The following is a 17,992-nucleotide window of genomic DNA, read 5'->3' as shown; positions in this document are numbered from 1 at the left end:
AAGCTTATTCCTTCACCTTTGCAAACACACAAGTATCACGAAGATTTTCCCCAGTTGAATCTAAGCTATCTTTTCGTAGAATGCCCTCAAGCGTAAACCCAAGCTTTTCAGGAATCCTTCGACTATTTGTATTATAAGGATCACAGCGAATCTCAACACGGTTTGCTTTTAACTCTTCAAATGTAAATTTCATCAGCGCTTCAACAGCTTCTATCATATATCCTTTTTTTGCATGCCTAGAATCAATCCAATAACCAATTTCGAATTTTCGTACCTTCCAATTAAGACGGTGCAGACCTGTTCCCCCTATAAAACAATCATCTTCTTTACGGAAAATCTGAAGCCTGATGTCCTCACGCTTAATGAAATTGGCGTATGCCTCACGAATGTTTGCCTCTGTACTTTCTAGTTTTTGTTCTCCAACAGCAAATGGCAGCCATTGCATTAACTCATTTTGTGAAGCAATGATTGCTTCATAGGTAGCTTTGCCGTCCCCAGGCATACACGGACGAATATAAAGCCTCTCTGTTTCAATTCTCTCTGGAAATTCAACAAGTAGTTCTGACATATTCTCTCCCCCTAAATTGTTCTTGATTATAGGGGATACGCTGTGAAAATTCAATCTTTTTTTAAAATTAAAAAACATTATCTGTTTCTAAAGCTGACAATTACTCATAATACAGTTCATTCTAGATTAGAACGAAGGTGGTGACTGCTGTGGGAAAAGCATAGCAGGTGAGACTTAAGCAGATAGAAGCGACGATGAGGCTATTTTGTGCTAGTTTCAGCGGCTTGCCACTTTAGGTCATAAACGAAACCTCTTCAGAAATCAGGGTTTCTTACGGTATTCGTTTATGCTTGTGGTAGTTAAGCAAGCGCTTATGCTTTTTTTCCAAGTGTGCAGAAAACGTCCGAATGAAGTGATAGCCGAGAATGAACACGGGCTGTAGACAAACGCTAGTATATATCGTTGTTTGTCTAGTTAGTCCTCCCTGAACCATGAGTTCTATTCGGGTCTTCACGAATGCCGGTTGTCTAGTATGACAAGTATTTTTTGACGACATTCTGAGTGTCTCTCATATTAGTAAAAAGGTTTAACGATACATATGTAGACAAATATTGGATAATCAAAAATGATCATAGCTCTATTAAAAATCTATTAAATTCTCGTCATAGTTTTAATAGAAATGCATACAATTTACTAACATTGAATTTTCAGGAGGAAAAGTATGAAGAAAAAAATGTACCAGAACGTCGTAGCCCTTCATTTTCGTGAACATTCCTCAATCTATTTATTTATTATTGTCTTATTCATAATGGGTGTTATATTTGGTGCAATTGTTGTTAATAGCCTAGGTACGACACAGAAAGATGACTTGTTTCAATACTTAACTCAATTCTTCGGTCAGATGGCGAATGATGAAGTTGCCTCGAGTAAAGAGCTGTTGAAACAGAGCTTCTTTCATAACGCGAAATACATTGGGTTTATCTGGATATTAGGGATTTCTATCATTGGGTTACCAGTCATATTAATTCTATTGTTTTTAAAAGGGATGGTCGTAGGGTTTACGGTCGGCTTCCTCGTTAATCAAATGGGTCTAGGAGGGCTTATACTCTCTTTTGTATCGATTTTGCCGCAAAATTTATTGATTGTGCCAATCTTTATCGCGATGGCAGCAATGTCTGTTTCTTTTTCAATCGTAATGATTAAAAGACAGTTTATGAAGAAAATGAATCAACCAATTATGCAGCTATTAGGAAGGTATACGATTATCTTTTCAGGAGCAGTTGCATTATTATTTGTAGCTGCATGGATAGAAGCGTATATTTCACCACCGCTAATGAAGTCAATGATTAATGCTTTTATGTAAGTTGTAGCAGTGAGGGTAACCTTGCTGCTCTTTTGTTTTAACACATGCTAAAACCTCTTTGTGGTGGTTTTTAGAAGGAAAACATAGGATTCTGACATTAATGTTGGGCAACAAACAAAGCTTTTCTAATGAAAAATTTGCAAGAGTAGTGTAGATTTAAATTACAATCTACGCTTTGTAGAAATGCTCGTAAGGAAGTGGTTGTATGCAAATAAAAACAGACCGGTTACTGATCAAAACTTTCGAAAAACAACATTTGAATGATGTCTATGAAATTTATAATAATGATGATACATGCAAATACCTTCTACACGAAAAATGGACTCACGACAATAGAGAAAGTGAGTTCGATAAGAAATTAAAGAAAAATGTATTAACAAAGGAAAAAGCATTGAGCTTAGCTGTCATAGTGGATTCTACAGTAGTTGGTGATCTATCTGTTTGGTACACTGGAATGAAAGATACGGTTGAGATTGGTTACACCTTTTCAAAATCAGTGTCTGGAAAAGGGTATGCAACAGAGGCTGTTAATGCCCTAATAAATTATTTATTTGACGTTGAAAATGTACATCGAATACAAGCGAATTTGGACGCAAGAAATAAAGCATCACAAAAACTATGTAGTAGAGTTGGGATGAGAAAAGAGGCACACTTTAAACAAGATTTTTGGAATAAAAATGAGTGGACCGATAGTATCGTATTCGGAATGTTAAAATCTGATTTAAATAAACTAGGATAAATTCAAATATTTACTGGGGTTCGAAAGAAAGGTCATAATTAATGAGGGAATCAAGGTTTAGTAAATAGGCATAACCGTTTTTAATTAATTTTTTAAATTAACGAAAAAGTAGATTCTTTCATGTGCACTTTAAATTAAAACTATAATAGATTATAATAAACTCCACTTTAAAATGATTCTTATGTAGTAATTGTTTGATCTTCCAGTTTATAATAATTTTATTTTGCTTATAAAAGGTAATCTGTTATAATGATAATGTTAGTGGCAAGGGAGGGAACACTCAAATGGAAAGCAGAGTAGAGCGAATTAAAAAGCAGTTGCATTCATCAAGTTATAAATTAACACCTCAACGTGAAGCGACAGTTAGAGTACTGTTGGAGCATGAAGAGGATCATTTAAGTGCAGAAGATGTCTACCTCCTTGTTAAAGAAAAGTCACCTGAGATCGGTTTAGCAACTGTCTATCGAACACTTGAATTGTTAACGGAATTAAAAATTGTTGATAAAATCAATTTTGGTGATGGCGTTTCTAGATATGATTTACGTCAAGAAGGTGCGACCCATTTCCATCATCACTTAGTATGTATAGAATGCGGTGCGGTTGACGAAATTCAAGAGGACTTGTTAGAAGATGTAGAAGAAGTCGTTGAGAGACGATGGAATTTTAAAATTAAAGATCATCGCTTAACGTTTCATGGAATTTGCTACCGCTGTCAAGAAAAAGAATCTAAAACTGAAGAAGAAGTGAATGTATAAGCCTTTTCTAAATCGGAAAAGGTTTTTCTGTTTAATAGAGAAAGGCGCTTGTATCAAAAAGGGTATATTCACTTGCAGAAGAAGACTCTTGGCTGCATAATAAGCGTCCGTTCTAAGCTTTTCTCAAAAACTATGGTATAAACCTTGTCCAAAATGGCATATCTTGTTAGTAGAGACAAGGAGGATGAATATGCATACATGGTTGAAATTGTGTTTTCAAACAATAAAAGTATTTGTGCTCTTTACTGGATGCACAATCCTTTTTTATTATGGTATCATGTGGTTGAACGAAGAATATCAGGATTACCATCGCTATGATGAACCTCAAGGTGCAGCTGTGAAGGTATCTGCTCAATACAATCGTGAAGATTCTACATGGTTAGAGAGGTTAATTCTGTTTTATTTAAATGGGGAGTAATGCTCGTATGGAAGACCATCTACAGGACTTTGTCCATTATTTAGTTATTGAAAAAGGATTAGCGAAAAACACGATTGAATCCTATAAACGCGATTTAAAAAGTTATTTACATTACGTTGAAAAAGTAGAAAATATCATTCATATTAATGCAATTGGGCGACCTCATATCATTCAGTTTCTAAGCCACTTGAAGAAGAATGGAAAGTCATCGAAAACACTTGCAAGACATATTGCATCGATTCGTGCTTTCCACCAGTTCCTTCTTCGGGAGAAGGTATGTGAGCAAGACCCTACTATACATATTGAAACACCTCAAGCACAGCGTACCTTGCCAAAAGTGCTAAGCATGCAAGAAGTTGAGGTGCTCTTAGGTACGCCTGATGTGGCTAATCACTTCGGTTTGCGAGACCAAGCAATGCTTGAATTGCTCTATGCGACTGGGATTCGTGTGAGTGAATTAATCAATTTGCAACTTGATGATGTTCACTTAACAATGGGGTTCGTCCGTACTGTTGGAAAAGGGAATAAAGAAAGAATCATTCCGATTGGTCGGACAGCAATGGCGGCAATTGAAGTGTATTTACGAGATGGGAGAACAAAGTTTATATCTAAGAAACATCGCGATGACTCATTGTTTTTAAATCATCATGGAAAAGGGCTTTCAAGACAAGGGTTTTGGAAGATCTTAAAAGGGTTAACAAAAAAATGTGGTATTGAAAAAGATTTAACACCACACACATTACGCCATTCATTTGCTACACATCTTTTAGAAAATGGTGCTGATTTAAGAGCGGTACAGGAGATGCTTGGTCATGCGGACATTTCTACAACACAAATTTATACCCATGTTACAAAAACGAGGTTAAAGGATGTATATAGTCAGTTTCACCCGCGTGCATAATGGTTCGAAAGAAAAACCGAGAAAAATCTGTTTTTTTAATAGATTTTCTTGGTTTTTTTTCTATATATCATGTACAATATTAGTTGTCAGACTTCTGACGAATAAACAAGAGAAACAATCATAAAATTTAGGGTAAAATAGTTGAGTAATGATGAAATGTAAGGGGATTCATGCTGTAAGAGCCTTCATAATATCTTTTTAATATATATCGATTTAATAGGAGGATGAAGTGATGACAAATCATACATATAAACGAGTGTTCTTAATTGTACTAGATTCAGTAGGAATAGGAGAAGCTCCAGATGCTAAGCAGTTTGGTGACCAAGGTGCTGATACACTTGGGCATATTGCAAAAGCAATGAATGGGCTGAAGATGCCTAATATGGGCAAGCTTGGATTAAGCAATATTCGCGAGATCGAAGGAATTGAAAAGGCGGATCAACCGCTTGCTTATTATACAAAAATGCAAGAAGCATCAAATGGAAAAGATACGATGACAGGACATTGGGAGATCATGGGGTTGAATATTGTAACGCCATTTCGTGTGTTCCCAGATGGTTTTCCACCTGAATTAATCTCTGAATTAGAAGCTAGAACAGGGCGTAAAGTTATCGGTAATAAGCCTGCGAGTGGAACTGGAATCCTTGATGAGCTCGCAGAAGAGCATATGAAAACAGGTGCACTGATCGTTTACACTTCAGCTGATTCTGTGCTACAGATTGCGGCCCATGAAGAGATTATACCGATTGAAGAGCAATATCGTATTTGTGAAATTGCTCGTGAATTAACTCTTGATGAGCGCTACATGGTTGGACGTATCATTGCCCGACCATTCATCGGAGAGGAAGGCGCGTATGTAAGAACGGCTAATCGTCATGATTACGCACTTAAGCCATTTGATCGTACAGTTATGAATGAACTTAAGGATGCAGGGCTTGATGTGATTGCATTAGGGAAGATTTCAGACATTTATGATGGGGAAGGTATCACAACATCTGTGCGCACTGTCTCAAATATGGATGGAATGGATAAGTTATTGGAGTCGTTTAAGCAAGATTTTACAGGTTTAAGCTTTTTGAACTTAGTTGATTTTGATGCATTATTCGGCCATCGCCGCGATCCAATTGGATATGGAAAAGCACTGGAAGAGTATGACGAACGTTTACCAGAAGTGATTGCATCTATGCAAGAAGATGATCTTTTAATTATTACAGCAGACCATGGGAATGACCCTGTTCACCCAGGAACAGATCACACACGTGAATATGTACCACTGCTTGTCTACAACAAGAAACTGAATGAAGGCAGTGAATTGCCAGTGCGTGAAACATTTGCAGATATTGGGGCAACTATCGCAGAGAACTTTAATGTTAAAGCTCCAAAGTACGGAAAAAGCTTTTTGAAAGAATTAAAACGTTCATAAAGGAGAGATGAAAATGGATCACCAGTCAATAAAGCAAGCGGCTCATTATATTAAGCAGAAAGCAAATAAAGTACCAACTATCGGGCTCATATTAGGATCAGGTCTTGGTGTGCTGGCGGATGAAATTGAAGCAAGTGTAAAGATTCCGTATGAAGAAATCCCTAGCTTCCCGGTTTCAACAGTTGAAGGCCATGCTGGTCAGCTTGTTATTGGGGATATCGCTGGCGTAGCAGTCATAGCGATGCAAGGGCGTTTTCATTACTATGAAGGCTATACAATGCAACAAGTAACATTTCCTGTGCGAGTTATGAAAGAACTTGGGGTTGAGAGCTTAATTGTGACTAATGCCGCTGGAGGGATTAATGAGTCATTTTCACCAGGTGATTTAATGCTCATTACGGATCATATTAACCAAACAGGTACAAATCCATTAATCGGACCAAATGACCGTGAGTTAGGGGTAAGGTTCCCAGATATGTCGACTGCGTATGATCCAAACTTACTTGCAATTGCAAGAAAAGTAGGAGCAGAACTCAACTTGAAACTTCAAGAGGGTGTTTATGTAGGAAATACTGGTCCTACTTACGAAACGCCAGCAGAAGTAAAAATGCTTCGTATCCTTGGTGGGGATGCAGTCGGAATGTCGACTGTGCCGGAGGTCATTGTAGCGAGACATGCGGGGTTAAATGTATTAGGAATCTCCTGTATTTCGAATATGGCAGCTGGAATTTTGCCGCAAGGGCTGAATCATGAAGAGGTAATTGAAACGACTGAAAAAGTAAAGCAATCGTTCTTAAGCTATGTGAAGCAATTAATTCAGGCAATTCAATAGAAAGTGGGGAATTACACATGAGAATGGTAGATATCATTGAAAAGAAACGAAACAAGGAAGAGTTAACATCAGAGGAAATTCAGTTTTTTATCAAAGGATATACAGAAGGATCGATTCCTGATTACCAAGTCAGTGCATTCCTAATGGCTGTCTACTTTCAAGGAATGACGCAGCTAGAGCGAGCAGAGTTAACAATGGCTATGGTTCAGTCAGGTGACCATATCGATTTAAGCAAGATTAACGGTATTAAAGTAGATAAGCACTCAACAGGAGGAGTGGGCGATACAACAACATTAGTCTTAGGGCCACTTGTTGCCGCAGTTGGCGTTCCTGTTGCAAAAATGTCTGGAAGAGGGTTAGGTCATACAGGCGGAACGATTGATAAATTAGAAGCGTTTGAAGGTTTTCATGTAGAAATTGAAAATGACGAATTTATTAAATTAGTCAATGAAAATAAAGTAGCTGTTATTGGACAAAGTGGGAATTTAACACCAGCTGATAAAAAGTTATACGCATTGAGAGATGTTACCGCAACTGTTGACAGCATTCCATTAATTGCAAGCTCCATCATGAGTAAGAAAATCGCTGCTGGTGCAGATGCAATCGTTTTAGATGTTAAGACAGGTGCAGGAGCATTTATGAAATCACTAGAAGATTCACGAGCTCTAGCTGAAGCGATGGTTGATATTGGAAACAATGTCGGACGTAAAACAATGGCGGTTATTTCTGATATGAGTCAGCCGTTAGGGTTTGCTATTGGAAATGCGTTAGAGGTAAAAGAAGCAATTGATACATTAAAAGGTGAAGGTCCAGAAGACTTAACAGAGCTGTGCTTAACGTTAGGAGCTCATATGGTTGTTCTTGCTGAAAAAGCGAGCAATGTTGAGGATGCAAGAGCTATGCTAAAAACGGCAATTGAAGACGGCAGTGCTCTTGAAACGTTTAAAGTGTTTGTGCAGTCTCAAGGTGGCAACCCAGATGTGATTGATCATCCGGAAAAGCTCCCACAAGCAGCATATAAAATTCCACTAGAAGCAAAAGAAGATGGATATGTGGAAAGCATGACAGCTGACGAAATCGGTACAGCTGCAATGCTACTCGGTGCAGGCCGTGCGACGAAGGAATCTGAGATTGATTTAGCAGTTGGTCTCGTCCTTCACAAGAAAATCGGTGACACTGTCAAAAAAGGAGAACCACTCTTAACGATTTATAGCAACCAAGAAAATGTAGATGAAGTAAAGGAACTTTTATACGAGAATATCTTCCTTTCTTCGAACAAAGTTGCAGCACCAACACTAGTTCATGAGGAAATTACAAAGAAATAAAGCAGGAAAATTGAACTGCCCCGTAAATGTTAGACACGACTACAAACATTTACGGGGTATTTTTTATTTATAAGGTTATTGTTTAGAATCAGTGGATTATCTCCCTAAATAAGTCATCGGGAGTGTTTCTTCTTCCACTTTTCCGTCCATCTTATGTACAAAATAGGCATTTGCTTCTTCTTTAGAGCAAACGATGCGCAATAATTGTTCGTTAACAAAATGAAGCGCAGCACTATCATCTACTGCAAAGCCCTCCTTCATTTCCCCGCTTAATAGTAAGCGGTGAAACGACGGCCTCCGTTCACCCTCTCCATCATAATGAGGGCAGCAACTTCCCTTGATAAGGCTTAAGCCATTTAATTTATACAGTGGTGCATTCAGCGGGTCAGTTACTCCTTCTTCAAACCAACAAATTGCACCAGCGCTTAACCCAGTAAGAATAATTCCACGATTGTATGCCTTTTGCAAAATAGAGTCGAGCCCCCACTCCTTCCACAAAACAAGCATATTCCTTGTATTGCCACCACCAACATATAGAATATCTTGAGAAAAAATAAATTCTTCTAATTCGTCAAAATTTGGTTGGAATAAGGATAAATGACTTGCTTCACAAGAGTGATTTTTAAAACCATTGTAAAATCTCTCAATATAGTTTTCTGCGTCTCCACTTGCAGTTGGTATAAAGCATACTTTCGGTTTCTTTTTTGTGGATTGTTCTAGTATGTACTTGTCTAATAGTGGATTTTCTGGTTCCATTGAAAATCCTCCGCCACCCATTGCGATAATTTGCCTCATAAAAGCACCTCCTCGATGTTTTTTTACCCATTCGACAAAATCCAATCTATTTCCTTTTTGAAAGCAATAAATTAAACGTATAAATTCCCTTGTAATGGAAAGGATGGAATCTATATGAATCTGAACGACTCAAGTTGTGATGATTTCTATACACGGAAGTCTTGTAGGAGGGGTTTTAAATATGAAAAAAATAAGTTTATCTTTACTCGTTTTTCTACTTGCACTTGGTTCCTTTCTGCCGCAAGGTTTAGCAAGAGAGTCTGAGACAAATGAACTCGCGGATAATGTTCGATCAGCAATTCTTATTGAACGTGATACAGGAGAGGTTCTCTACGATAATAACAGCGATGAGCAACTGCCGCCTGCAAGTATGACAAAAGTGATGACGATGCTACTCATTATGGAAGCGATTGAGCAAGGAAAGCTGAAAATGGATGACACCATTCGCACAAGTGAATATGCAGCGTCCATGGGAGGTTCACAAATTTTCCTTGAACCAGGTGAGGAAATGACCACCTTACAAATGTTGCAAGGAATTGCGATTGGATCAGGAAATGATGCATCTGTAGCGATGGCAGAACATATCGCAGGTTCTGAGGAAGCATTCGTCGAGCAAATGAATGCAAAAGCAAAAGAATTAGGATTGAAGAATACTATGTTTAAAAACCCAACTGGCTTGTCTGAAGAAGGGCATGTTAGTTCAGCAAAAGATATGGCGATCATGGCAAAAGAATTATTAAAATATGAAGACATTACAAAGTTCACCGGAACATATGAAGCATATTTACGTGAAAATACAGATAAGAAATTTTGGCTCGTTAATACAAATAAATTGGTTCGCTTCTATCCAGGCGTAGATGGATTAAAAACAGGGTTTACACATGAAGCGAAATATTGTTTAACAGCAACAGCAGAAAAGAATGGTATGCGTGTGATTGCGGTCGTCTTTGGAGCGCCAACCTCTAAAGAACGAAATGCACAAGTAACGAAGATGCTCGATTTTGCATTTAGTCAATACGCGACACATCCAGTTTATAAGAAAGATCATGTGTTAGGGAAAGTGGATGTGAGCAAAGGTGAAGCGAAAAAGGTAGATGTTGTCACAAGCGAATCAATTTCATTACTTACGAAAAAAGGCGAAAAAATCGATGATGTGAAGCAAAAGATAACGCTAAATAAAGACATTAAGGCTCCTATAACAAAAGGAGATCGAGTGGGAACAATTACGTTTGAAAAAGATGGAGAACGAATTGTTGAAAGCCAACTTGTAGCCAAGAAGGATATCCACCAAGCAAGCTGGTGGCAATTGTTTAAGCGTTCTATGGGCATGTTTACGAAGGCTAGCTAAAAATATCACTGATTTTTTTAGCGAATTTTCACTAGTTTTGTCTTGATGAAGGATTTGGTTTTCATCATATCGAAATTGTCTCCTTATAAAAGCTACTATGCTGAATAATAAGGAGGCTATGAGTGTGAGTCTGAAGATCGAATTAGAAGTGAAACATGACGTGCTGTGCATTCGACTATTTGGTGAATTGGATCACCATACTGCCGATGAGCTTCGTACTCAAGCGTCAACAGTCATTGAAACTGAGGATATTCGCCACATCATTCTAAATTTAGAGCAGTTGTCCTTTATGGATAGCTCTGGTTTGGGGGTCATTTTAGGGCGATATAAACAAATAAAGCAAGTGCATGGAGAAATGGTCGTATGCGCGATTTCTCCAGCGGTGCATCGATTATTCGATATGTCTGGAATGTTTAAAATTATTCGTCAAGAGCCTTCAGAAGAAAATGCATTGCATCGATTGGGGGTTGCGTAGCATGAAAAACGAAATGAAGATTCAATTTAGTGCCCTAAGTCAGAATGAATCATTTGCTCGTGTAACTGTTGCTGCGTTTATTGCCCAATTAGACCCAACGATGGATGAATTAACTGAGATCAAAACGGTTGTATCAGAAGCTGTGACGAATTCCATTATTCACGGCTATGAGAATGATTCAAGTGGGAAAATCCATATTGAAGTTTCAATAGAGGAAGGCTTGATCGATTTGCTCATCAAGGATGAAGGTTTCGGTATGGAAGATATCAATGAGGCGAGGCAGCCATTGTTTACTACAAAGCCAGAATTAGAACGCTCAGGAATGGGCTTCACCATTATGGAAAACTTTATGGACGAAATTGAAGTGAAATCACAACCAGGTAAAGGCACAGAAATCCGTCTGAAAAAGCATTTATCAAATAGTAAAATGCTATGTAATTAAGGGAGTTCTGCTTATGGATGTGGAGGTTAAATCTGATAATACGAAAGCATATTTAAAGGATCATGAAGTCAAGGAGCTAATCCAAAAAAGCCAAAAGGGAGACCAGGCTTCAAGAGATTTAATTGTACAGAAAAATATGCGTCTCGTTTGGTCAGTCGTACAACGTTTTTTGAATCGAGGATACGAGCCGGATGATTTGTTTCAAATTGGTTGTATCGGGCTGTTAAAGTCTGTTGATAAATTCGATTTATCCTATGATGTAAAATTCTCCACATATGCTGTTCCAATGATCATTGGAGAAATTCAACGATTCATTCGTGATGACGGAACAGTTAAAGTGAGTCGATCATTAAAAGAGCTTGGCAATAAAATTCGCAAAGCCAAAGATGAATTGTCAAAAAATCTTGGTAAAAACCCAACCGTTGCAGAGCTTGCAGAGCATTTGGATATTCCAGTTGAGGACGTCATCCTTGCACAAGATGCAGGAAGAATTCCAACATCTATTCATGAAACCGTGTATGAAAACGATGGAGATCCAATTACTTTACTCGATCAGATCGATGATGGCAACGAAGGTAAGTGGTTTGACAAAATTGCCTTAAAAGAAGCCATCAACGATCTAGATGAACGAGAACGACTCATTGTCTATCTGAGGTATTACAAAGACCAAACACAATCTGAAGTAGCAGAGAGACTAGGAATTTCACAGGTCCAAGTTTCTCGGCTTGAAAAGAAAATATTAAAAGAAATGAAAGCTCGTATGGAACTTTAGTTCATACGAGTTTTTTTATTAGTAATAGTAGATGTATGTTCAATTTCTAAAGGTTGGAGTTGTTAAAAAGATAGAAGTTGTTGAAATCGATTGCGAGTTGTTGAAATAAAGCAAAAAGTTGTTGAAATCGATTGCGGGTTGTTGAAATAAAGCAAAAAGTTGTTGAAATCGATTGCGGGTTGTTGAAATAAAGCAAAAAGTTGTTGATATTAATTGAGTGTTGTTGAAATAAAGCAAAAAGTTGTTGAAATCGATTGCGGGTTGTTGAAATAAAGCAAAAAGTTGTTGATATTAATTGAGTGTTGTTGAAATAAAGCAAAAAGTTGTTGAAATCGATTGCGGGTTGTTGAAATAAAGCAAAAAGTTGTTGATATTAATTGAGTGTTGTTGAAATAAAGCTGAAAGTTATTGATATCGATTTTCGAGTTGTTGAAATAAAGCTGAAAGTTATTGATTTCGATTGCGGGGTGTTGAAATCCAACTAAAAGTTATTGATATGAATACAAAAGTTGTTGGAATCACCTTAGAGTTATCGGAAAGCAATTGAAGTTGTCGGAATCGCCTTAGAGTTATCGGAAAGTAAGGAAAAGTTGTCGGAATCACCTCAGAGTTATCGGAAAGTAAGGAAAAGTTGTCGGAATCACCTCAAAGTTATCGGAAAGTAATTAAAAGTTGTCGGAAACGCCTCGGAGTTATCGGAAAGTAAGGAAAACCTGTCAGGAACGCCTCATAGTTGTCGGAAAGTAAAGAAGAGCTGTAGGAAACGTCTCATCGTTGTCAGAAACGTCTCAAAGTTATCGGAAGGCAACAAGATGCTCTCGCAATCGCATCAAAGTTGCCTTTATCACCTCATAACCCCCAAAAACGCCCTCAGGAAACACCCTATTATTTGTCATGATATCCACAATCATACAACGCAATGTTCGGTCATGGAAATAGATGAAATTATTGGTTTTCATGAAGTAAATATCTTCAACTAATACTAAATCATAAAGGAAAAGATGAAGTAGGAAGTGGCAAAAATGGGACACACAATATATTTGCGTTTAAGGCATCGCTTACAAGTGCAACAGCATTCTGTCGTTTATTTAAAAGATGTTGCACAGTTGATCACCGATGATACCATTTATGAGCAACTTGCTTCCTTGGTCATGTATGAAGTAACAGAAGCAGATGAGCATATGATTGTCATGGATGTCATGCAGGTTATAACCAAAATCACCTCAAAATGGAGAGATAGTGATGTACAAGTAATCGGCCCAGCTCAAATTCTTATTGAAGTTGTTGTTCAGAAGAAGAAGATGTCATATCCACTGTTTATACTTGTCTGGCTGCTGCTCTTTTTTGGAGCAGCTTTAACCATTATGAACTTTCATGAGGATGTGAGTATGAAAGACGTTCATCAAAAGATTTATCAGGTTGTGACAGGTGAAAAGGTTGATAAACCACTGATTTTTCAAATCCCATATTCAATAGGCTTGGGTGCTGGGATGATACTGTTTTTTAACCATTTATTTAAAAAGCGAATCAATGATGAACCGAGCCCGCTTGAGGTAGAAATGTTTAATTATCAATTAGATTTAGATCATTACGTAGCGATAAAAGAAAATAAAGAAAGCATGAAAAACATTGATGACCATTAAAATTGTGATTCTCATATTTATTGGATTAGCAAGTGGTGTAGCAATAGGAGGCGGCTTTGTCGCTTTCTTAACTGTACTAGGAATCATTCCACGGTTAATGCAATTAACTAAATCAATGAAAATGATTCACTTCTATGAATGGGCTGTTGTGCTAGGCGTAGTAACAGGTGCAGCAATAGCATTATGGGACCCGAAATTCACTTTTACAAATCTAATTTTACTGCCCATTGGATTATTAGATGGCGTGTTCGTTGGAATGGTTGCTGCGGCATTAACAGAAGTATTAAATGTCTTTCCGATCTTAGCTAAGCGGATTGGTATTGAAGAGAAGATTGTGATACTCATAATGGCTTTTGTTTTTGGGAAAATGTTAGGAAGCTTGTATCAATGGATTTACTTTGTCGACCTATAAAGATGTGAAAGGACATGAGAATATGAATACCCGCCGAAAGATCATTATCGTGACGGATGGTGATGAATATGCTAAGAAAGCGGTTGAATATGCGGCAAAAAAAGTAGGGGGCCGCTGTATTTCTCAGTCGTATGGCAACCCCTCTCACATATCTGGTCCACAGCTAATAAAATTAATAGAAAAAGCAAAGAATGATCCAGTCCTGGTCATGTTTGACGATAGCGGATATGTGGGAGAGGGAGCGGGAGAAAAGGCGCTAAAGTATATTGCTACCCATCCTAATGTTCAAGTTTTAGGAGCGATTGCTGTAGCTTCAAAAACTAGACATGAAGAATGGACAAGAGTGCATGTAAGCATTGATCGTTTCGGAGAATTAACACATTTTGGTGTTGATAAAAGTGGTATCGCAGAATTAGAAGAAGGAAGAATAACGGGAGATACTGTTTATTGTTTAGATGAATTACAGATTCCAATTTTGATTGGAATTGGGGATATAGGAAAAATGGGAAAATTGGATGATGTTGAACATGGCTGTCCAATTACTTTAAAAGCGGTAGAGCTTATACTTGAAAGGAGCGAATATCGTTGACAAAACAAAAAAATGAACAGAAAAAACCGATTCCTACTTCACCAAAAGCAATTGACGAATATTTGAAAAAGCATGTTGGATTGGGAACAAGCTTTGATCTAGGCGTCCGTAGACTAAAAATATTAAAAAAGGATGTCTATATATATTATATTAACGGGTTAACGGATACGGCATTTATCATTGAGCTGATCGAAGAGCTTGTTGGAATCAATGACCATGAGAGATATACGAACAATATGTTTGAGCTCGTTGAAAACCGTCTAGTACATCAATCTGTAGAAAATATAAGCACATTAGATGAGCTTGTCGATCAAGTCCTCTCTGGTTTAATCGTTGTTGTAGTTGAAGGAGCTAGTACTGGACTTGTCGTAGATGTTAGAAGCTATCCCGGAAGAACTCCACAAGAGCCAGATACAGAGCGTGTTGTACGTGGATCACGTGATGGATATGTTGAAAACATCATCATTAACACCGCTCTAACAAGAAGAAGAATAAGAGACGAACGCCTGCGTTTTGAAATTATGCAAATAGGAGAGCGGTCAAAAACAGATGTCTCGATCGGATATATCGAGGGAATCGCAGATCCAGACTTAATTGAAATTATAAAGAAGGAGTTAGAATCGATTAAAATTGACGGGATCACAATGGCCGATAAGTCAGTGGAAGAATTTCTTCTTAAGCAAGGGTATAATCCGTTTCCATTGGTACGCTATACAGAAAGAGCAGATGTTGCGGCAACACATCTATTAGAGGGACATATCATTATTATTGTTGATACATCACCAAGTGTAATGATTACACCAACTACGTATTTTCATCACTTGCAGCATGCTGAAGAGTATCGTCAATCACCTGCTGTTGGTACCTTTGTAAGATGGGTGCGATTTTTAGGGGTAATTGCATCAGTTTTCCTCGTGCCATTATGGTTTTTATTTGTGTTAGATCCATCGTTGTTACCAGAAAGAATTGCGTTTGTTGGTCCGAATGAAGAGACGAATATTCCTGTACTCCTTCAATTAATTTTAGCCGATCTTGGAATCGAATTTTTAAGAATATCCTCAATCCATACACCAACACCATTGTCTACAGCGATGGGGCTAATAGCAGCTGTGTTAATTGGACAAATTGCCATTGATGTTGGATTTTTTGTACCAGAAGTCATTTTGTATATTTCGGTTGCAGCTATTGGAACATTTGCAACACCGAGCTACGAATTAAGCATAGCAAATAAACTAATGCGCTTAGTTTTATTAGTAATTGTATCAATCTTTAAAGTGCCTGGATTTATGATTGGAATGCTCGTATACATTCTTGCATTATCGAACTTAAAGCCGTTTACAGTCCCATACCTATGGCCGTTTATCCCGTTTCATCCTGGTGCATTCCTTCATATTCTAATAAGAAGATCTGTACCTGGTTCGAAAATACGTCCAAGTATTATCCATACAAGAAATCGTTATCGTCAACCAGTTAAGTAGGATTAATAAAAGTGCTCATTGCCCCTTATTTCGAATTATGATACATTATTTTAAACTGTAACAGATTAAAGGATTCGGATAATTAGGTTGGGGGTTCATATATGTATTTTCACGGGACAGCAAAGGTAAATGAAATTGGGCATTTAGAAATAGGTGGAGTTGATACAATTGATCTAGTAAAAGAGTATGGAACACCACTATATGTATACGATGTTGCGCTCATTCGTGAGCGAGCTAGAGGGTTTAAGCAAACATTTGAAAAGTTTGGAATTCATGCACAGGTCGCTTATGCAAGTAAGGCTTTTTCTTGCATTGGAATGATTGAGTTGATTGAAGAGGAAGGTTTATCACTTGACGTTGTTTCAGGTGGAGAATTATTTACAGCTTTAGCTGCAGACTTCCCAGTTGACCGGATCCATTTCCATGGAAATAATAAAAGCAGAGAAGAGCTAGCCATGGCATTGAAATGTCAAATTGGTTGCATTGTTGTAGATAATTTCCTTGAATTAGAAATGCTACAAGAGCTATGTGAAGAAATGAATGTAAATACGTCCATATTATTACGGGTAACTCCTGGAATTGAAGCACATACCCATGACTATATTTTAACTGGACAAGAAGACTCGAAGTTCGGCTTTGATTTGCAAAATGGTCAAGCAAAAGCTGCTCTAGAACAAGCAATATCTTATGAGCATTTAAATGTACTAGGGATTCATTGTCACATAGGCTCACAAATATTTGAAACAACAGGCTTTATTGTTGCTGCGCAAAAAATATATGAGAAACTAAAAGAATGGAAAGAAGAGCTAGGCTTTGAAAGTAGTGTACTAAATTTAGGTGGAGGATTTGGTATCCGTTATACTGATGAAGATACACCGATAAAACCATCTGAATATGTAGAACAAATAATTGAAGAAGTAATGAAACAATCGAATCAATACAATATGCAAATCCCTGAAATATGGATTGAACCAGGACGTTCATTAGTAGGGGATGCTGGAACGACTCTTTACAAAACAGGTTCTCGAAAAGAGGTTCCGAATGTTCGAAATTACTTATCAATTGATGGTGGGATGAGTGATAATATCCGCCCAGCACTGTATCAAGCTAAATACGAAGCAGTATATGCGAACCTTCCTTTAGCAACAGTGGATGAGACAGTTTCAATTGCAGGTAAATGCTGTGAAACCGGAGATATGTTAATTTGGGACTTACCATTGCCGAAGGTGGATGGAGAAAATTATTTAGCGGTTTTTTGTACAGGTGCCTACGGCTATGCTATGGCTAATAACTATAACCGCTTACCACGCCCAGCCGTTGTGTTTGTTGAGGATGGAGAATCTACGCTTGTTATTAAAAGAGAAACATATGAAGACCTAATAAAACTCGATCAGCATTATTTTGAGCGAGTAAAAAGATAAGTACAGGTTTTAAGCTGAATTCAAATCTAATTTGTATTCAGCTTTTGTCATGATATAGATTTAAACTACCTTCGACTGTGGTGGGAAAATGGAAACCTTCTCTATGACAAGAAATGGGCCAAAGAACTCAATGGCGCAAAAATTAAATATAGTGTACAATGAAAAATAAGTTAAAACATAATAGAGGTTGATATGAGAAGAAGAAATTGGTTATTGTTTTTCATCATACTAGCAGTTAGTATAGGTTGGGGACTTGTGTATTGGTATTTTGTTTTTCCAAACAGTTAATCACTGGTCATTCGAATTCATAGTAGTGGTTGATGAATTAATCGCAGCATTTAAACACATCATGA

19 protein-coding genes are annotated in these 17,992 nt (G+C 37.6%); 17 read left to right on the top strand and 2 right to left on the bottom strand.

Annotated elements, in window-relative coordinates; all coding sequences use genetic code 11:
* Nucleotides 1-4: 4 nt before the first annotated feature.
* The gene (locus AC6F34_RS04200) at nt 5-568 is read right to left on the bottom strand and encodes a GNAT family N-acetyltransferase (RefSeq protein ID WP_500769257.1); all 564 of its coding nucleotides are present in this window, start codon (nt 566-568) and stop codon (nt 5-7) included.
* A 661-nt stretch (nt 569-1,229) separates the two neighbouring features.
* Between AC6F34_RS04200 and spoIIM the strand changes: the two genes are divergently transcribed.
* From spoIIM to AC6F34_RS04160, 8 genes are all read left to right on the top strand, one after another.
* The gene (gene spoIIM, locus AC6F34_RS04195; RefSeq protein ID WP_500769255.1) at nt 1,230-1,871 is read left to right on the top strand and encodes a stage II sporulation protein M; all 642 of its coding nucleotides are present in this window, start codon (nt 1,230-1,232) and stop codon (nt 1,869-1,871) included.
* Nucleotides 1,872-2,076: 205 nt separating this feature from the next.
* On the top strand, nt 2,077-2,610 hold the full coding sequence (locus tag AC6F34_RS04190) for a GNAT family N-acetyltransferase (RefSeq protein WP_500769253.1): 534 nt from the start codon (nt 2,077-2,079) through the stop codon (nt 2,608-2,610).
* Nucleotides 2,611-2,894: 284 nt separating this feature from the next.
* A complete protein-coding gene (fur, locus tag AC6F34_RS04185) occupies nt 2,895-3,365 on the top strand; it encodes a ferric iron uptake transcriptional regulator (RefSeq protein WP_500769251.1) in 471 nt (156 codons plus the stop codon).
* 190 nt (nt 3,366-3,555) lie between these two features.
* Complete coding sequence (locus tag AC6F34_RS04180; RefSeq protein ID WP_500769249.1) at nt 3,556-3,783, top strand: YqzK family protein; 228 nt, start codon at nt 3,556-3,558, stop codon at nt 3,781-3,783.
* 7 nt (nt 3,784-3,790) lie between these two features.
* Entirely contained in the window at nt 3,791-4,684 is an 894-nt protein-coding gene (gene xerD, locus AC6F34_RS04175) for a site-specific tyrosine recombinase XerD (RefSeq protein ID WP_500769247.1), read from the top strand.
* Nucleotides 4,685-4,916: 232 nt separating this feature from the next.
* Nucleotides 4,917-6,107 (top strand): phosphopentomutase, encoded by a 1,191-nt coding sequence (deoB, locus tag AC6F34_RS04170; RefSeq protein ID WP_500769245.1) that lies wholly within the window; start codon nt 4,917-4,919, stop codon nt 6,105-6,107.
* 13 nt (nt 6,108-6,120) lie between these two features.
* Nucleotides 6,121-6,939, top strand: coding sequence for a purine-nucleoside phosphorylase (locus AC6F34_RS04165; protein WP_500769243.1), 819 nt, complete (start codon nt 6,121-6,123; stop codon nt 6,937-6,939).
* Nucleotides 6,940-6,956: 17 nt separating this feature from the next.
* The gene (locus AC6F34_RS04160) at nt 6,957-8,264 is read left to right on the top strand and encodes a pyrimidine-nucleoside phosphorylase (RefSeq protein ID WP_500769241.1); all 1,308 of its coding nucleotides are present in this window, start codon (nt 6,957-6,959) and stop codon (nt 8,262-8,264) included.
* Between the two features lie 96 nt (nt 8,265-8,360).
* Here the strand turns inward: AC6F34_RS04160 and AC6F34_RS04155 are convergent, their stop codons facing one another.
* On the bottom strand, nt 8,361-9,059 hold the full coding sequence (locus tag AC6F34_RS04155; RefSeq protein WP_500769239.1) for a Type 1 glutamine amidotransferase-like domain-containing protein: 699 nt from the start codon (nt 9,057-9,059) through the stop codon (nt 8,361-8,363).
* A gap of 181 nt (nt 9,060-9,240) precedes the next feature.
* Here AC6F34_RS04155 and AC6F34_RS04150 point away from each other — a divergent pair, with 181 nt between their 5' ends.
* From AC6F34_RS04150 to lysA, 9 genes are all read left to right on the top strand, one after another.
* On the top strand, nt 9,241-10,407 hold the full coding sequence (locus tag AC6F34_RS04150; protein WP_500769237.1) for a D-alanyl-D-alanine carboxypeptidase family protein: 1,167 nt from the start codon (nt 9,241-9,243) through the stop codon (nt 10,405-10,407).
* A gap of 124 nt (nt 10,408-10,531) precedes the next feature.
* Entirely contained in the window at nt 10,532-10,882 is a 351-nt protein-coding gene (gene spoIIAA / locus AC6F34_RS04145) for an anti-sigma F factor antagonist (RefSeq protein WP_500769235.1), read from the top strand.
* 1 nt (nt 10,883) lies between these two features.
* A complete protein-coding gene (spoIIAB, locus tag AC6F34_RS04140) occupies nt 10,884-11,324 on the top strand; it encodes an anti-sigma F factor (protein ID WP_500769233.1) in 441 nt (146 codons plus the stop codon).
* 13 nt (nt 11,325-11,337) lie between these two features.
* On the top strand, nt 11,338-12,096 hold the full coding sequence (gene sigF, locus AC6F34_RS04135) for an RNA polymerase sporulation sigma factor SigF (RefSeq protein ID WP_500769231.1): 759 nt from the start codon (nt 11,338-11,340) through the stop codon (nt 12,094-12,096).
* 1,022 nt (nt 12,097-13,118) lie between these two features.
* Nucleotides 13,119-13,739: a stage V sporulation protein AA gene (locus AC6F34_RS04130; RefSeq protein WP_500769229.1), complete on the top strand. Its 621-nt coding sequence runs from the start codon at nt 13,119-13,121 to the stop codon at nt 13,737-13,739.
* Complete coding sequence (locus AC6F34_RS04125) at nt 13,729-14,151, top strand: stage V sporulation protein AB (protein WP_500769227.1); 423 nt, start codon at nt 13,729-13,731, stop codon at nt 14,149-14,151. Before AC6F34_RS04130 ends, AC6F34_RS04125 begins: the two co-directional genes overlap by 11 nt.
* 22 nt (nt 14,152-14,173) lie before the next feature.
* Nucleotides 14,174-14,740 carry a stage V sporulation protein SpoVABEA gene (spoVAEA, locus tag AC6F34_RS04120; protein ID WP_500769225.1) on the top strand — a complete coding sequence of 189 codons (567 nt, stop codon included), beginning with the start codon at nt 14,174-14,176 and terminating at the stop codon, nt 14,738-14,740.
* A complete protein-coding gene (locus tag AC6F34_RS04115) occupies nt 14,737-16,218 on the top strand; it encodes a spore germination protein (RefSeq protein WP_500769223.1) in 1,482 nt (493 codons plus the stop codon). The genes spoVAEA and AC6F34_RS04115 overlap by 4 nt, the downstream gene beginning before the upstream one ends.
* Before the next feature lie 101 nt (nt 16,219-16,319).
* Entirely contained in the window at nt 16,320-17,639 is a 1,320-nt protein-coding gene (gene lysA / locus AC6F34_RS04110; RefSeq protein ID WP_500769221.1) for a diaminopimelate decarboxylase, read from the top strand.
* Nucleotides 17,640-17,992: the final 353 nt, after the last annotated feature.

Source organism: Niallia sp. CD-39, assembly GCF_059874745.1.
Note: the sequence above shows the minus strand (reverse complement) of the source record. Positions and strands in the feature narration are given on the sequence as shown.

Bases quoted from the DNA above. Each gene is read 5' to 3' on its own strand.
- AC6F34_RS04200 (WP_500769257.1), bottom strand. From the start codon at position 568: ATGTCAGAACTACTTGTTGAATTTCCAGAGAGAATTGAAACAGAGAGG.
- spoIIM (WP_500769255.1), top strand. From the start codon at position 1,230: ATGAAGAAAAAAATGTACCAGAACGTCGTAGCCCTTCATTTTCGTGAA.
- AC6F34_RS04190 (WP_500769253.1), top strand. From the start codon at position 2,077: ATGCAAATAAAAACAGACCGGTTACTGATCAAAACTTTCGAAAAACAA.
- fur (WP_500769251.1), top strand. From the start codon at position 2,895: ATGGAAAGCAGAGTAGAGCGAATTAAAAAGCAGTTGCATTCATCAAGT.
- AC6F34_RS04180 (WP_500769249.1), top strand. From the start codon at position 3,556: ATGCATACATGGTTGAAATTGTGTTTTCAAACAATAAAAGTATTTGTG.
- xerD (WP_500769247.1), top strand. From the start codon at position 3,791: ATGGAAGACCATCTACAGGACTTTGTCCATTATTTAGTTATTGAAAAA.
- deoB (WP_500769245.1), top strand. From the start codon at position 4,917: ATGACAAATCATACATATAAACGAGTGTTCTTAATTGTACTAGATTCA.
- AC6F34_RS04165 (WP_500769243.1), top strand. From the start codon at position 6,121: ATGGATCACCAGTCAATAAAGCAAGCGGCTCATTATATTAAGCAGAAA.
- AC6F34_RS04160 (WP_500769241.1), top strand. From the start codon at position 6,957: ATGAGAATGGTAGATATCATTGAAAAGAAACGAAACAAGGAAGAGTTA.
- AC6F34_RS04155 (WP_500769239.1), bottom strand. From the start codon at position 9,059: ATGAGGCAAATTATCGCAATGGGTGGCGGAGGATTTTCAATGGAACCA.
- AC6F34_RS04150 (WP_500769237.1), top strand. From the start codon at position 9,241: ATGAAAAAAATAAGTTTATCTTTACTCGTTTTTCTACTTGCACTTGGT.
- spoIIAB (WP_500769233.1), top strand. From the start codon at position 10,884: ATGAAAAACGAAATGAAGATTCAATTTAGTGCCCTAAGTCAGAATGAA.
- sigF (WP_500769231.1), top strand. From the start codon at position 11,338: ATGGATGTGGAGGTTAAATCTGATAATACGAAAGCATATTTAAAGGAT.
- AC6F34_RS04130 (WP_500769229.1), top strand. From the start codon at position 13,119: ATGGGACACACAATATATTTGCGTTTAAGGCATCGCTTACAAGTGCAA.
- AC6F34_RS04125 (WP_500769227.1), top strand. From the start codon at position 13,729: ATGACCATTAAAATTGTGATTCTCATATTTATTGGATTAGCAAGTGGT.
- spoVAEA (WP_500769225.1), top strand. From the start codon at position 14,174: ATGAATACCCGCCGAAAGATCATTATCGTGACGGATGGTGATGAATAT.
- lysA (WP_500769221.1), top strand. From the start codon at position 16,320: ATGTATTTTCACGGGACAGCAAAGGTAAATGAAATTGGGCATTTAGAA.